The organism is Embleya sp. NPDC059213, from assembly GCF_042754445.1.
Taxonomy (GTDB): Bacteria; Actinomycetota; Actinomycetes; order Streptomycetales; family Streptomycetaceae; genus Embleya.
Window position 1 is genome coordinate 1 of sequence record NZ_JBHZAV010000217.1, and the last position, 14,930, is coordinate 14,930.

The 14,930-nt window shown below is 72.3% G+C and carries 16 protein-coding genes and 1 pseudogene; 13 read left to right on the forward strand and 4 right to left on the reverse strand.

The features are described 5' to 3' along the window. The 8 genes from ACFXMF_RS41630 to ACFXMF_RS41665 form a co-directional block, all read left to right on the forward strand. Window positions 1–375: hypothetical protein (locus ACFXMF_RS41630; protein ID WP_380021101.1), on the forward strand; the 375-nt coding region annotated here is incomplete at its 5' end. 92 nt (window positions 376–467) lie between these two features. Continuing rightward, entirely contained in the window at window positions 468–974 is a 507-nt protein-coding gene (locus tag ACFXMF_RS41635) for a hypothetical protein (protein ID WP_379991057.1), read from the forward strand. 5 nt (window positions 975–979) lie between these two features. Further along, window positions 980–1,534, forward strand: a complete 555-nt coding sequence (locus ACFXMF_RS41640) for a hypothetical protein (RefSeq protein ID WP_379991056.1) — start codon at window positions 980–982, stop codon at window positions 1,532–1,534. A gap of 319 nt (window positions 1,535–1,853) precedes the next feature. Then, window positions 1,854–2,408 carry a DUF2716 domain-containing protein gene (locus ACFXMF_RS41645; protein ID WP_379991055.1) on the forward strand — a complete coding sequence of 185 codons (555 nt, stop codon included), beginning with the start codon at window positions 1,854–1,856 and terminating at the stop codon, window positions 2,406–2,408. 292 nt (window positions 2,409–2,700) lie between these two features. Continuing rightward, on the forward strand, window positions 2,701–3,243 hold the full coding sequence (locus ACFXMF_RS41650) for a hypothetical protein (protein WP_360320059.1): 543 nt from the start codon (window positions 2,701–2,703) through the stop codon (window positions 3,241–3,243). A gap of 806 nt (window positions 3,244–4,049) precedes the next feature. Further along, window positions 4,050–4,346 carry a hypothetical protein gene (locus ACFXMF_RS41655; RefSeq protein ID WP_379991054.1) on the forward strand — a complete coding sequence of 99 codons (297 nt, stop codon included), beginning with the start codon at window positions 4,050–4,052 and terminating at the stop codon, window positions 4,344–4,346. Between the two features lie 200 nt (window positions 4,347–4,546). Next, window positions 4,547–4,936, forward strand: coding sequence for a hypothetical protein (locus ACFXMF_RS41660; RefSeq protein WP_379991053.1), 390 nt, complete (start codon window positions 4,547–4,549; stop codon window positions 4,934–4,936). A 247-nt stretch (window positions 4,937–5,183) separates the two neighbouring features. After that, window positions 5,184–5,741: a hypothetical protein gene (locus ACFXMF_RS41665; protein WP_379991052.1), complete on the forward strand. Its 558-nt coding sequence runs from the start codon at window positions 5,184–5,186 to the stop codon at window positions 5,739–5,741. 448 nt (window positions 5,742–6,189) lie between these two features. Here the strand turns inward: ACFXMF_RS41665 and ACFXMF_RS41670 are convergent, their stop codons facing one another. Then, a complete protein-coding gene (locus ACFXMF_RS41670) occupies window positions 6,190–6,798 on the reverse strand; it encodes a DUF6461 domain-containing protein (protein ID WP_379991051.1) in 609 nt (202 codons plus the stop codon). 194 nt (window positions 6,799–6,992) lie between these two features. Here ACFXMF_RS41670 and ACFXMF_RS41675 point away from each other — a divergent pair, with 194 nt between their 5' ends. Continuing rightward, window positions 6,993–8,348 carry a hypothetical protein gene (locus ACFXMF_RS41675; protein ID WP_380017833.1) on the forward strand — a complete coding sequence of 452 codons (1,356 nt, stop codon included), beginning with the start codon at window positions 6,993–6,995 and terminating at the stop codon, window positions 8,346–8,348. 321 nt (window positions 8,349–8,669) lie between these two features. On the opposite strand, the gene ACFXMF_RS41680 is transcribed toward ACFXMF_RS41675, so the two are convergent. The 3 genes from ACFXMF_RS41680 to ACFXMF_RS41690 form a co-directional block, all read right to left on the reverse strand. After that, a complete protein-coding gene (locus ACFXMF_RS41680; protein ID WP_379992703.1) occupies window positions 8,670–8,879 on the reverse strand; it encodes a hypothetical protein in 210 nt (69 codons plus the stop codon). Further along, a complete protein-coding gene (locus ACFXMF_RS41685; RefSeq protein WP_379992704.1) occupies window positions 8,876–9,196 on the reverse strand; it encodes a hypothetical protein in 321 nt (106 codons plus the stop codon). The genes ACFXMF_RS41680 and ACFXMF_RS41685 overlap by 4 nt, the downstream gene beginning before the upstream one ends. Window positions 9,197–10,162: 966 nt before the next feature. Beyond that, window positions 10,163–10,366 carry a hypothetical protein gene (locus tag ACFXMF_RS41690; protein WP_379992705.1) on the reverse strand — a complete coding sequence of 68 codons (204 nt, stop codon included), beginning with the start codon at window positions 10,364–10,366 and terminating at the stop codon, window positions 10,163–10,165. Window positions 10,367–10,711: 345 nt separating this feature from the next. Between ACFXMF_RS41690 and ACFXMF_RS41695 the strand changes: the two genes are divergently transcribed. The 4 genes and pseudogenes from ACFXMF_RS41695 to ACFXMF_RS41710 all read left to right on the forward strand — a co-directional run. Then, the gene (locus ACFXMF_RS41695) at window positions 10,712–11,398 is read left to right on the forward strand and encodes an NB-ARC domain-containing protein (protein WP_379992706.1); all 687 of its coding nucleotides are present in this window, start codon (window positions 10,712–10,714) and stop codon (window positions 11,396–11,398) included. 118 nt (window positions 11,399–11,516) lie between these two features. After that, window positions 11,517–11,678, forward strand: coding sequence for a hypothetical protein (locus ACFXMF_RS41700; protein ID WP_379992707.1), 162 nt, complete (start codon window positions 11,517–11,519; stop codon window positions 11,676–11,678). A gap of 394 nt (window positions 11,679–12,072) precedes the next feature. After that, on the forward strand, window positions 12,073–13,098 hold the full coding sequence (locus tag ACFXMF_RS41705; protein WP_379992763.1) for a hypothetical protein: 1,026 nt from the start codon (window positions 12,073–12,075) through the stop codon (window positions 13,096–13,098). Window positions 13,099–13,278: 180 nt separating this feature from the next. After that, window positions 13,279–14,930, forward strand: a pseudogene (locus ACFXMF_RS41710) (DNA polymerase III subunit alpha); the annotation flags it as partial.

Sequence of the window (14,930 nt, forward strand, 5' to 3'; positions counted from 1 at the left end):
CGGGGCAGTCACACCACCGACCTGCGCAAGCGGATCGAGGACGACGCCCACCGGGACGAGCGGATGTCGCAGACCACCACCGTCACCGCCCGCCCCGTGGTCCGGCAGACGTTCCGGACCGCCACCGGCGATCGCCTGGTTCCCTGCGTCCTGGACAAGACGATCGAGGCCAAGGCGTTGATACCCGAGGCACACCTGACCGCCACCGCGCCCACGACCATCGCGTTCCCGGGCCGGAGCGGGCCCTTCACCACCGTCAAGGAAACATTCCTCGCCTGCGTCCTGATCCGGGTCCCCGCCGCACCCGACGCGCCGGCCACCGTCCTCACCGGCGGACTGGCCCAATCACACCCCCTCGACGCCACCGGAACCTAGACACGAACCCGGACCGAGCCCGCGGGGCGGCCCTGTTCGATCCATACCGGCCGCCACGCTCGCGCCTCGGCCGAATCCGGAAGGACGACCTCGTGACGACGGACCCCGCCGGCTACGCCACCCCCTGGTATTTCGCCCCGGCCCCGGACCAACCGTGGGACCTCGCCGTCGAGCAGGTCATCGCCTCCCTCGAACAACGACCCGACGCCCGTTGGAGGGCCGGGGAGGGCTTTCGCGGAGAGTCTCTCCTCGAGGTGTGGTTCCCCATCGGACCGTGGCTGTTCCAGGGCTCCTACACCCCGCGTCCGCCGTCGCTGGGCATCCGCATCTGCGACGCCCGCGCCGCCGCCGAGGCGTGGACCACCTGGTTCCTTCCACAACTCCCCGCGCACGTCACGAGCGTCGTCTTCAACACCGAGGACGGAGTCGAGAACGGCTACGCCGACGTCGACTTCGTCCTGGCCTGCCGCGACGGCCGCGACGCCGTCGTCGACACGCTCACCGACCACCTCCGGCACGTGTGGCGCGCCGGCGGCACATCCCCGCCGCCCCGCGCCGACGGTCCGCGGCGTCGTGGCCATGTCCGTGGGCACCTGTAGGTTCCGTGATCGTGTTCGAGGGGTGGTGGCATGTGTTGCCCGACGAGGAGCGGCGGGCGTGGGTGCTGGAGCCGTTCGTGGGTGTCGGGCCGCTGCGCTTCGGCATGGGCCCCGACGAGGTCGCGGACGCGATGAGCGAGGTCACCGCGGAAACCGAGCGGTACAGGCGTGGTTGTCCGGCGGGCGCGAGCGTCCACACGGTCGAGGAGGGGTGGTATCGGGAGTTCGGTCTGCGCCTGTACTACCGGGGTGAGCGGCTCGCGGGTGTCGCGGTCGACGCCTTGTGCGGACCACAGGTCCTCGCGGACGGCACGGCGCTGGTCGGCCGCGTGCCCTCCGTCCTCGAGCAATGGATGCTCGATCGCGCCGAGACCCGCCCGCCGTACACCGAACTCGCGTACATGAGCGCGGGTGTTCCCTCCTCCGAGTCGTTGGGCGTGACGATCAACGTGCAACGGGAGGGGGACCGCCTCCTCACCCGGCCGATCCTCTACCCCGTCGAGGCACTCGACGACCTTCCCCACTGGCTGCCGCCGGAGGCCTGGGCGATCCACGACTGAGCGCTGTGCGCTCCGCGCGCGAGAACCGGCGGACGGTCTTTACGCGCGCGGCACCGCCGTCCCGGCGGCCGTGGACACTCGTCCGCCGTACGCGGTGATGGCGTTTCCGCCCCACGGCGAACGCGCCCTTGCCGAGCCGCGATACCTCGAACCCGACCCGCAGCACCCGGGTGCCCGGCCCGCGAAGGACCACGCCCGGACGTCGAGGTCCCGGGCTACCGGCGCCGGCCGATGGCGCCTGTGCCTCGTGTGACCCCGTCGGGGGATGACCGGCCTGGGCGCCGGGGGCGTGCGGGCCGCGTGACGATAGGTTCGCCGGGTGACGGTCGAACGCCTGCGCCTGCTGTCCGGCCCCGAGTACACCGATGTCTGGGACCGTTTCGACGCCCGCTTTGCCTTCAGGCCCAGCGTGTGCGAGTTTCCCGGGATCACGGAGCCCTCGCCGTCGATCACGTGGAGCCTGGACGCGTTGCGCGACGACCCCGGCGACCGCAACCTCGACCGTCTGGTCGACGTCGTCCAGGACGGGCTCGCCACCCGTTGCGGGCCGGGGGAGTCGCTGTGGCTCCTGGACTGGCAGCACACCTGCCACAGGCTGCGTCCGGACGTCCCGGAGACCGACATGTTCCTGCCGCGCGTGCTCGAGGGGCGCTCGCGCGAGGGTTGGCCGTTCGGCCCGTACCCCGACGGGGACTACCACGTCTTCCTCGCGGAGGACCTGCGATTCGGCACCTTCGGACACCCCTGGGAACACACCTTCTGCGTATTCGGCGCGGAACTCCTGGACGCGATCGAACAGGACATGCACCACATCCTGGGACGACCCCTGCGCCGGGACGGGGTCCCCGTCGATCGACCCGCCCCGCGGCGGTGACGAGTGCTCGTGCCGGGACCGGTGTCGCGGCACCCGGCGAAGTCGTCGGTGCGGACGCAGGCGGTGGTCTCCGTCCCGGGCGCCGACACCCGGTCCGGCAGCGCCCGCCGTTCCCCGGAGGGAGTCCCCGGAGCGTGGATGGTCGTGGCCGTCGCGATGCGTTCGGTGGCCTCGGGCCGCCCCGAGCGGTTGCCGGGGCGCGGGGGTGGTCGTGGGGGTCCACCCGCGTCTCCACCCGTTGTTCCACCCGTGGGTCCAGGTGCGAGAAAGGCGGCGGCGACAGTCTGGGGACATGACACACGCCGACTGGATCACCGACATCGTCCTCGTCCTCGTCGTCTTCCGGCAGTTGCGGGAAGGGCGGCTGGACCGCAAGACCTTCCTCCTCCCGCTGGGCATCGTGGCGTTCGTGGGGTCCGAGTACCTCCACTCGATCCCCACCGCCGGCAACGACACGGTGCTGATCGGCACGCTGATGGCGCTCGGCGCGGCGCTCGGCGTCGCCGGCGGTGTCTTCACCCGGATTCGTTCCGCGGGCGGGCATCTGCTGATCAAGGCCGGTGCGGTCTCGGCGGTGTTGTGGGTGCTGGGCATGGGCGCTCGGATGGGCTTCCAGATCTGGGTCGACCACGGCGGCGCCGACCACGTCGCCCACTTCAGCCTCGCCCACGACATCACCACCGACCAGGCGTGGGTCTCGGCGTTCGTGCTGATGGCGCTCACCGAGGTCGTCACCCGGGTGGCCACGATCTTCGTCCGGAGCCGGCTGGTGGCCTCCGGCCGGCCGGTGACCGCGGCGGCGCGTCCGGCGTCGTCCCTCGAGCACGCGGCCTGACCGCGGGATGCGGCCGCGCCGTTCCCGTCGCCGAGGGTGTTCCCGTTCCCGGGCCGGCCCAGGGGGCGGGAGCCCGGCGCGCGGGGGACGGCCCGTCGCGATCCTCGGGTGCGGTACGCCGTGGGCCCGGGCATCGTCGTTCCAGGACTCCCCGGACCGCGCGCCGAGCCCGACGATCCCGGCCGCCCGCGCGGTGTGCCACGCCAGCCCCGCCGATGGGGAACCTGCGCGTTGCACGGGCCGAGGCGCCGTGAGGAACACCGCCGTGCGGGGATTGACGCCCCCGGTGCCTGACGCGATCTCGAGGCGTCGGTCGGGTCCCGTGTCGGGTGGCGTGCCCGGCAGTCGCGGAATTGCCGTGGTCATCGTGGCGTCGGGGAGTGCCATGCGAACCCGGGGGAGGGACCCCCGTAGTAGTAGATGTTGGATCGGTACACGGGCGTGGCGTTCGGGTCCGGGGCGTGGGGCCCGTCGTGGTCGGAGCAGCCTGCCAGGAGGAACGCGGCGGCTGCGACGGCCGGGGCGACCATGCGCAATCGAGTCATCCCGCGACGCTACCCGCCCGCGGGCGGCGTCCGCCGGGATATCGGCGCCCCCCGCGAGCCGACGCTGTGGGGTCTTCACCAGCCGGCCATGGACGTCGGCGCGATCGAGCTACGCGTGGTCCCCTCCCGACGGTGGCGCGACAGCCGGGACCGGAACCCGGCCGACGTCCCGGCCGGGTGGGGTCTGCGGCAACCCGTGCTCGACAGCGCCCGGCACGGCGCGTCGCGGACTCCCCGGACGGCTTCGCCGGCCTCGCGTTCATGTGCGAAGCGTGGTCGGTTCCGAACGCGGCGCTCGACGAGGCGATGGAGGAGTCACGGGCGGCCGCAGAGCGGCTGTTCCACGAGCGCGACGACCGGATCGAGCTGCGCCGGGTCGTGGCGGTCGACATCGACGGCAACGGGTACCGGGTCGCCCGCCTCCGTGGAGCCCGGCCCGTCCTCGAGGTCACCGACGCGCTCGAACCCCACCACCGGATCGCACTCTCCGGCGACCTGATCGGCCCCCTCCACCGCCTGGTCGACGCCGTCCCTCTCGGGACCGTCCACCTGGCCTGACCCACCCCGGCTCCCGAGCCCACCTCCGCCGGGTCCTGTCCGCCGTGGGTCCTGTGTTCGAGACGATGGAACCCGGTCGGGAACACACCTCGCCGGGCCCGCTTCGAACCCGTACGCGCCCGGCGGTTGAGTACGTGGACACGTCCGGTCGAGTACGTCGTCCCTGTGGGTGCGCTCTCCCGCCCCGGCAGGGTGGGTGCATGACGACGAGGACGGCGGGGCGGCGCGATGCGGTGGGCGGGACCCGGGCGCCGGGGACGGGCGGCGGGGGTCGGGGCGTGCTGACGGCGTCGGCGCTGGTGGTGTTGTGGGTGGCGACCGGGCTGTTGATGCTGGTTCTGCCGCTGGGGGCGATGGGGAGCGATCCGTGTGGTTCGGCCGCGGACGGTCTGATCTGCACGACCCGAGGCCAGGCACTGTGCTGGCGGATCCCGTGGTTCGGCGGGCCGGTCCTGGCCGTCGCCGGGACGGCCGCGATCCTCGCCCGGGTGCGGGCCGTGCGCTACGGCGCGGTGCCGGCGTGGGTCGTCGGTCTGGTCGTGATGGCGGTCTGGGTCTGGGAGATCGCGAGCTCCTACCGTCCGCGGTAGCCGACGGTCGGCGCCGGGACGGGCGGACCACGGGCCGCCGACTCGGTGTGCACGCCCGGCAACGCGTCGCGGACCCCCTCCACCGATGGTCACGCCGATGCCCGGGGAGCGACAACGCGGCGTTCGTGCTCTGTTCCCGGCCAAGGCCCGCCAACGTCGCCGCGGTGGTCGCACGGTGGTTGCGAGGATCGACACGACCGGCGCCGAGCGCGCCGGTGCCGCCCGTATCCGACCCACGGGAGTCCGGATGCTGCCCGATCACCGTCCCCACACGACCGAGGCCCTGCTGCCGCACCTGCTCGGGCGGTTGAATCTGCCCGGCGACTTTCCCGCCGCCGATCTCGACGTCCGCGGCGTGTGCGACGTCGCCGCCCTCGCCGCGGCCCACTCCTCCTCCTACGCCGCCGGCGCGCATCTGTTGACGCTGTGGGCGGTGCTTCCCGAACCGGGCGGCCCCGACGACTTCTGGGTGCGGTTGTGGAAGGCGTCCGACGATCCCCATCTGTTGCCGGCCAACGTCAAGGGCTTGGTCCTGCGCGCGCTGTCCGGCGACGGCGCCGGGTTGGCCGGGCAGATCCTGTCCTTCCTGGCCGGGGTCGCCGGCGACCGCCGCAGCGCCACGGCGCGCGTCGTGGGGCGGGCTCTGGTCGAGGCCCTCGATCGCGGTGGCTCCGAGGCCGTGATCCTGGGCGAGGCGTGGTTGCGCGACGTCGAACTCACCGCCTGGCGCGTCCTGCTCTCCACCCGACCCGACGACGACCCGGCCGATCGCGAACGCTTCCGGCAGGCGTGGCGCGACGCCTGAACCCGCGCCCGCCGGCGCGCGAGCCCTGCACATCCCCGACGTCTCCGACGCGCGGGAGTACGACCTCGACGCACCGCGTGCCGCCGCAATGCCGCGGAGCGCGCCCGGTGCGATGCCGAAGTCGCGGCCCGGGACGCGGTGTTCGTCGTGTGTCGGGCCGGGAGCTGCGGCGGTGATCCTCGACCGTCGCCGCGCGTCGGGGACGTTCGCACGACGGCGGCCGAGCCCGGCCCGTGGACGCCGAGGGAGCGACCGGAGCGACCCGTGTTCTGAATTCTTTTCGTGTTCGTCCGGTCGGGACGTCGGAGTGTTCCGCCGTGTCGGGGGCGGCCGGCCGGTTCGTCGACCCCGAAGCCCGGCTGTCCGGGTGGCGTCCTTCGTTTCCGTGTCCCGCCCACCGGCCCGAGGAGGGCACGCGGGTCTTGTTCCCGGGCCCGGGTGCCCGGGTTCAGTACATCGCGGCGAGGAGTTCGCCGTACTCGACGTCCTCGCGGGGCAGTGTGGTGCCGAACTCGGTGTGCGTCATGCGGTGGAGGAATCGTTGTCGTTCGTCGATGCCGAGGTCGGGCTGGGTTCCGTCGGGCAGCAGCAGACCCGCGCGGGTCAGGTGCGGAACCAGCCGGTCCGGGTCGGGGCCCCGGCGGTCCCGGGGCCGGTCGAACCCGCACACTACGACCCCGGACTGCGCGTAATGGAACATCGTGAGCGCGTTGATGTTCCAGAAGGTGCACAGGGCCGTCGTGCCGGTCGATACGGCGGCGAGGATGTCGTGGTGGGTGCCGCGGCTGCCGGCATCCTCGACGGCGAACGCCCAACCGTCGGCCTCGCCGGCCCGGATCACCCCCTCCCTGTCCGCGACGGCCCGATGGCCGAACTCCTCGGCGACGTCCTCGATCCGGTGGTTCGCGTCGACCACGCCCTTGCGGGCGGTGTTCGCCGTGTCGCAGCCCATGCGCCGCAACAACTCCGTCGCCGACAACCGGCGCGCGAACGTCACGCAGTAGCCGAACTCGACGAAGTAGGAGTCCTGCAACCACTCGACGCTGTCGGTACTCACGGCTCGGCTCCTTCGCATGGTCGACCGTCGCGGGACTCGGGACGCTACCCGAGCGGCCCGACACGACCCCGTTCCCTCCCGGGCCCGCCGGGGTCGTGATGTCGTCGAGAGCGGTCACCGACCCTCGACGGCCTGCACCCATCCGCTCGGTGGTGTCGGTCCGGTGTCGGGGGCGGGCGCTATGGTGCCCCGTCGTGGACGCCACCGATCTCGACTCCCGGGCCCGGACACAGTCCGGCTGCATTCCGCCGGCGCTGGCCTCGAGGCTGCTCGAACGAGGCCTTGCCGACGTGGTGGAGGCGCAGGCCGGACGCGGCCAGTGGTTCTGCGCGTTGGCGTGGGCACGGGCACTGGCTGATCGGGGCCGGGAGGCCGACGCGTGGGAGGTCCTGGCCCCGTATGTGGCAACGGGCCGGTGGACGGCCGTCGTCGGCGCGGCCGGGTTGCTGGAGGGCTGGGGCCGCGTCGACGAGGCGATCGACATCACCCGAAAGCGCATGGAGGCCGGACACCCCCAAGCCCTGGACGCCTACACGAGGCTGCTCGCCCGGCACGGCCGCGCCGGGGAGGCGTTCGACCTGCTCGTGCCGCATGTCGACGACCGGGTGATCGCCACTGCCCTGGTCGACGTCGCCGTCGTCGCGGGCCGCGACGAGGAGGCCGCCGCGTTGCTCGCCGGCCGGATTCGGGCCGACCACCGCTGCGACGGCCCGTGGTGCTGCCGCGGCCTCGACCCCGACACGGCGTTGAGCCTGCTCGCGACGATCCGCGAACGCCAGGGCCACATCGACGAGGCCGTCGCCCTGCTCCACCGCCGGCGGATCGTCTCGGTGAACGGCCGAGACGAACTCGCCGACCTGTTGGCCCGACACGGCCGGGTCGGGGAACTACGCGCCTACGCCGCGTCGGACGGGCATCAGGAGGCCGTGGGGCGGTTGATGGAGGTGCTGGAGGAGGGCGGCGACGTGGACGGGGCGATCGCCGTGTACGGACCGATCGACGGCCCCGCGGCCCGGGACCCGAACGCGGCCTACGATTTCGCGCAGTTCTTGACCCGGCACGGACGGGCAGAGGAGGCGATCGCCGTGATGCGCGCCCGGGCGGATGCCCGCCCGGGCGACGACTGGATTCTCCACGCCTTGGCCGAGCTGTGCCTGGACCGGGGCCGCCCCGCCGACGGCTTGGCCCATCTCGATGCCCTCCGGGCTCGACGCGGGGGCGAGGACGAGTGGGAGCTGTACCGGATCCGGTTGCCGCTGATCGCAGCCTGCGGAGGCATCGACGAGGCGGTCGCACACGCCCGCGCCCACCCCGAGGGCGACACCTGGTACGCGGCGGAGGACATCGCACGCCTGCTCGCCGGCGCCGGGCGCACCGAGGAGGCCGTCACCGTCCTCCAGGGGCACGACCCCGGGAACAGCCACGACCTCGCCTGTCACCTCGTTGACCTCGGCCGCGTCGAGGAGGCCCTGGCCGTTCTGTTGCACACGAGCCCCCCGCCGGCGCTCGTGCCGACGACGCGCCTGTGGTGCGACGAGCCGCCACGCTGAAGCCCCGACCGAGCGCCGGCGATGACCACGGCCGTACACGAAACCCCCTGCGCCGTGCCGCACTGCCGACACCCGCGGCTCGCGATCGGATCGCCCCGGTCGACCTCGTCCCGCCGGGTCCCGGTGGCGAGGCGAGGTGGTCCTGGTGTGCAAGGGATCCGGCGATCGATCCCCTCACGGGCCTGTGCCACGGGTCGGGCGTCGACGGCGGTCCTCACGCCGGCCGGAACCTGCCCGGCGCGGGCCGGTGTGTGGTGCGGCGTATGCCGGGGCCGTCGTCACGTTCCCGACGCCGCGTACGGATACATGGTTCGCGTGGCTTCAGATGCCTCTGATGGCACCGCTCGAATGTCCGCAGGAACATACGGTGCGCAGGCTGATGACCCGCTCGTCGTCGCGAAAGACGCCCGCGTACCGGATCGGGCTCCCGCACACCCTGCAGGTCACCTCGGGCAGTTCCCCGCGGGTCATGCCGATCATGATCTCTTCGAGGATCTCGCGGTCGCGTCGCTCCTCGGCCGAATCCGTCATGAATGCCCGCCCACCCCAGGGCCGAAGTCCGCCGGATCGCCCCGGCCCGCTCGCGGCGTCCCCGCGACAAGTGTCCCGTTCCTCGTGGGTGGGTGTCGGTTCCAGGGATCGGCTTGGGGGTCTTCTCCGAACATTTCGGCTGCGGTGATGCACAGGTCCATGCCGTAGTGCCGGTTGCTGCCCCATGTGGAGCCCCACAGGTCGGTCGCGGCCCGGGCCACGGCGCGGAAGGTGTACTCCTCGTCGACGCGCCACACACGCACCTGAGCGGCCATCTCGGGCGTCAAGGTCGTCGGTTGCCCGGGTTCGTGTGTCATGCCGCCGACGATAGGCACACCGTGCGGAAGGCGGCCATCGGGTTTCGTACGGACCCTCCCGAGCACCGCGGGCGGGGGCTCGTGCCGATGTCGGTTTCGCAGTCCATGCGGTGGAGCGTCGGACGTGGGGTGTGTGGGGCGGGCGGACCGGGAGCAACCGACGGATCGGGAGGCGTGACGACGCGGGACGGGTGGGCCGGGGACGATCGCGAAGTCTCGTGAGCGGCCGGGCCCGCCGGAGCGTGCGGAGTTCGAGGAGCAGCTCGCGAACCCCGCGGTGGCGCAGGTTCCGAAACGGCCGCGCTCTGCGGCGTACCCATGCAGACTCCACCCTTGGGGTCGTCGAGGACCGGGAGATCGAAATCAGGGGATCGGAGCGTGTGTCCTCGCACGGCGCTGTCTCGAGTTGTCGGTGGCCGAATCCCTCGCGGCCGTGGCCGACCGGCTCGGTGCCCCCCCGGCGGCCGACTCGACGTACGGCGGAAACTCGCGATCAGGCCTGCGCTGCGACGCGGTTCGTGCCGGTGCCGTGGCCGGAAGAGGGACCTCTCCACCTGGGCACCCACGCCGGCGCCGAGGCCGCCGCGCCGATCCGCGACGACCTCCCGGAAGCCGCGACCGGTTCGACCGATCACACCGCCCCGGGCGTGCGGTGGGCCGTCGCCCGCCGCGAGGCCGGGTCGCCGATGTGCCGCAGTGGCGCCGGCCCGAGTGACACGTCGACCGCCGCCGGTACCCTTCCCGGGCCAGTGTGTGCAACCGGCTCGACAGCCCCAGGTGTCATCGTGAAGGGTTCGCACACCGCCGGCCTCCCGAGAGAGTGAGGAATCGGTCGTGACCCCCGCGCGGCGGACCCGAACGAGGAAGCCCGCGAATCCTGGGAGCGCGGACTGCGGCTCCTCGACTCCTCCGACGAGGAGGAGCGCTTCCGGGGAGCGCCCTCCCGGGATCCGTCGCACGGGTTCGTCATCGGCTCGCCCGGTCTGCCCCGACCCGCAGGACGACCCCCGCGCGCACGTCGACCATCGTGCTGCCCTCGGGCAGCAGACGCACATGATGGCGCAGAGTCTGTTCGCGGGCGTGCTGCGCCCGGTAGTGACCGCGCACGACATGTCCCACGAGGGAGACGACGGCACCGAGTGCGGTGAGGGCCATGACGAACGGGTCCATGAGGTGACGCCCTTTCACGAGACGGCTTCGCTCACCGGGACTGTCCCGGTCGCGGCGCCTCACCTGTCAGTGGGCGTTCGGGACGAGGTTTGGGAACATCGAGACCAACTTCTTTCGACGGTCCGCGCTCGTGCGGCGATTCGCCCGCCGACCATCGACGCGATGGGCGATTCGACGCCGCGGCCCGCCCGGGGGAATCGCGCATCGGAGCGAAGGCCCTTTGGTTGCGGCCTGTTCGGACCGGAGGGGCTGGGAGACACGTCGCTCGCTCGCGCGCCGAACGCGATTCCGCAGCCGGCGACGCCGGAGGGCGTGGTCTTTCGGCTCGAAAGGCGCGGTGGTCCCGTGGGTGCGTGGATAGCCTCTCGGCGGGGGTGGGTCGTCGAGGGCACGCGGAACGTGGTGGGTGGGGGTCTGGTCGTGGTCGGGGCCGTGGTGGCGGCCCTGGGCGGGGTGTTGGGCGGGCCGGCCGCGGAACAGGCGCATTGGCCTTGGGGTTTGGACGTGTTGCGCGAGTATCCGTGGCCGGCGCTGGGCGTGTTGATCGTGGTGGGCGCCGTGTTGACGCTGGTGGTGCCGCTGGTGCAGCGGCCGTCCGCAGACGCGGGGGACCCGCCGCCGCCGGTGGAGGACTGGTGGGTGGCGCGCGAGCAGGGTGCGGAGGTGGTCGCGGCGGTGTGTGCGGCCGGGCGCGCCACGGTCGGCATCACGACGGGTGTGCACGGCGCCGGGGGGTTCGGGAAGACGACGCTGGCGCGGGTGGTGTGCGCGGATCGGGCGGTGCGGCGCCGGTTCCGGGGCCGCGTGTACGTCGTGACGATCGGGCGGGACGTGCGCGGGCGGGCGGCGATCGCGGCGGCGGTCGCCGACGCGACCCGGTTGATCACCGGGGACACCACTCCGTTCGACGACCCGGACCTGGCCGGTACGCACCTGGGACGCCTGCTGGACGCGCGTCCGCGGACCCTGCTGGTGTTGGACGACGTGTGGACTCGCGAACAACTGGCGCCGTTCCTGCACGTACTGGTGTGAGTACCCCGCCTCCCGCGCGTACGAGGCCGGTTCGTACGGGTGGGACGCCAAGGCCCGGCTCGTCTGGCTGATCGCCGGACTCACCCGGCGGCCGGGCACGGTGCCATACCGGCAGGCGGTGCCGGACGGTCCGTACGAGGCGCTCCCCGCCCGCCTGGACGACAGCCGGGTCATCGTCGTCACCCAGCCCACCGGCAGGCCGGTGCCCGACCTCGTGTCGTACGCCCCCGAAGTCCCCGCCTCACGCGAACAGCCCGGCTTGCCGCTTCGCCGCCCCTGACCAGCACTTCAGCGCTACGGTTATCCGTAGATCGGCCCTGGTGCCGCCCTCCCCCGTGGGGCGGCACCAGGGCCGTCTGCGTACCTCACCATCGGCGAGATGCTCAACTTCAAGGGGTTCGGCCACGGCCTGCCGATGGAGATTGTGATGGACCATCTCCCGACCGGCGGCGGCCCGGACGGAATGGACGCGTCAAGGTCGTCCCTGTCCAGGTGGTACGTGGCGACGAACCGCGCGCGTGGACGGACATCCACGCGGCGATCGTGGACCTGCTCGCGGGCCATCTGCCGGCACCGGACCGGCGGTAGCGCTCTCCCGAGTGGCGCCCGTGCCTGAACTCTTCGTGGGGAGGCCACGAGGGCCGTCGTCAGAGGCGATTGGCAAGATCGCGGCCATGAATGTCACTCCTGTCACTCCGCCACGGCCGATCGACGTTGCCGCGGTCTTTCCCCAACTGGCTCCGCTGGCCCGCACGGCGACCCGCCTGCACCCCCGCCCTGGGGCGCCGACGTGGCACGACAGCTCGATCGGCGGGCCGCTGCTGTGGCCCGCCGAGGAGCCGTGGCCGCACTGCGAGGAACCGCATGTGGTGGATGGCATCAACCCAGCCCAGCCCCCGGCGGATCTGCGGCTGGAACGACGGATCTTCGCCGCCTCGCACGGCCGGGACCTGACTCCGGAGGAACGGGAGACTCTCGAGCAGATCCGCCCCCCTCGGACGTATCCGGTGAGGCTGGCGGTCCAGGCGTACGACGGCCCCATAGCGATGCTGCCCGTCGCGCAGCTGTACGTACGGGATGTGCCCGATCTGAGCCCGCCGGAGGGCAAGGACCTGCTGCAGGTTCTGTGGTGCCCCTTCGATCATCCGATCATGCCCAGGACCCTGCTCTTCTGGCGTTCGGCAGCCGCCGTCACCGACATCCTCGACACGCCCCCCGAGCCGCCCGCAGTGCAGTTCGACGGCTATCTACCGGAACCGTGCGTGCTCGAACCGGAGCAGATCACCGAGTACCCCGACCATCTGGAGCTGAGCGAAGAACTGCGGGAGCAGCTCAAGCAGTGGAGTGTGCCGCAGGCGGCAGAGGAAGACATGGACCCGGACACGTACTACGACTGTGTGCTGTCCAACGCACCCGGGTGGAAGGTCGGCGGCTGGCCCGCCTGGAACTCCACCGACCCCAGCTCGCAGCCCTGCTCCGAGTGCGGCACCGGCATGGAGGTCCTGATGACCGTCGCCACGTTCGAGGAAGGGGACGACGCCGGGAACAGCTGGTCTCCGCATCCCCACCCAGGTGCTGGACCGTACCCCGGCCACCGCGGCTACAACGCGACCGGTGTCCAGATAGGCAGCGGCTACCGGCAGCACCTGTTCGTCTGCCCGGCGGAGCCCGAGCATCCGCACATCGAGTTGATGACGTAGCCCGTCCGCAGTGTGCAGCCGGGGCGTCACGGTGCGGGCATGCCGTGACGCCGGGTGGCCGCGAGGCTCAGGGCGCCTACCTGCGGCCCGACATCCGAGAAGGAAGCAGGCCATCCCTGACACGACCGCGACGCATCGCCCCAGGTTGAGCGCGTCCCGGTGAGCTCGCCGGTCGGTAAAGAGCGTTTCCTCTCCGAGCGGCACTCCGCGCTGCCGGACGTTGACCTCGACGTGGAGTCCGCGCGCAGGCTGGAGGTCTACGACAAGATCTTCGAACGGTTCGGTTCGCAGCGAGTGGCGGTCACCGCGATGCCGGAGACCTACCGGGCCCGGCACGCGCTGCGCGACACCGGCCTCGCCCTGGGCCTGGCCCCCGGCGACATCGACCGCATCGCGAAATCCTTCCCGCACATCCGCGCCCGGGGCACCGCCGCGCTGGCGGAACTGCCCGAACTACGGCCCCTGGCGGCCGAAGCGGACCGGTACGGGCCTCTGTTCGCCCTCGCCGAGCGTTTGGACGCGTTGCCGCGCGGGATGGCGATGCACCCCTGCGGGGTGATCATCACCGACGCCACCCTCCTCGATCGCCTGCCGGTGCAGCCCACCCCGGGCGGGAGCTATCCGATGGTCCAGGCCGCGAAGGAGGAGGTCGAAGCCCTGGGACTGATCAAGCTGGACGTGCTCGGGGTGCGGATGCAGTCGGCCATGGCACACGCGGTGGCCGAGGTCGAACACGCCACCGGCGAACACATCGACCTCGACGACCCCGCCCGGGTGCCGCTCGACGACTTCTTCGCGTTCAGGCTCATCCAATCCTCCGACACCATCGGCATGTTCCAACTCGAATCCCCCGGCCAGCAGGACCTGCTCGGCCGGCTACAGCCGAGGGGGGTGCAGGACGTCATCGCGGACATCTCGCTGTTCCGCCCCGGGCCGGTCGCCGGCGGCACGCCCGAGCGCTACATCGCCGCCCGCCACGGCACCGCCCCCACCTACCCCCACCCCGACCTCGAACCCGTACTCGCCGACACGTACGGCGTCACGATCTGGCACGAACAGATCATGGGCCTCCTGGCCACCATGACCGGCTGCGACCTGGCCCTGGCCGACGTCGCCCGCCGCGCCCTGGCCGACCGCGAACGCATGCCACAGGTCCGCGCGTGGTTCCACGAACACGCCACCGCCCGCCGCTACGCCCCCGACGTCCGCGACGAGGTGTGGCGGGTGGTCGAGAGTTTCGGATCCTACGGATTCTGCCGGGCACACGCTGTGGCGTTCGCCGTCCCCGCGCTCCAGTCCGCGTGGCTCAAGGCGCATCATCCCGCCGCGTTGTACGCCGGCCTACTCGAGCACGACCCGGGGATGTGGCCGCGCCGGGTGATCGTCGCCGACGCCCGCCGCCACGGCGTGCCGATCCAGTCCGTCGACGTCAACCACTCCCACCCCCACCACACCCTCGAACAGGCCGCCAACGGAACCTGGGGCGTGCGCCTGGCGCTGTCGGCGGTGCGCGGCATCACCGACGAGGAATGCGCCCGCATCGCCGCCGGCCACCCCTACACCTCCCTGACGGACCTGTGGCAACGCGCCCACCCCACCCTGCCCACCGCCGAACACCTCGCCCGCATCGGCGCCCTCGACCACGTTCACGACGGCCGCCTCACCCGCCGCGACCTGCTTCTGCAACTCCCCGAACTCCACCGCCGCACCCGCACGGTCGGCGACGGACAACTCCCGCTCGCCGACAGCCTCCTCGACGCCACCCACCCCAGCGGACTCCCCGAGACGACCACCCGCGAAGCCGTCGGCGCCGAACTGCGCATCCTGGGCAT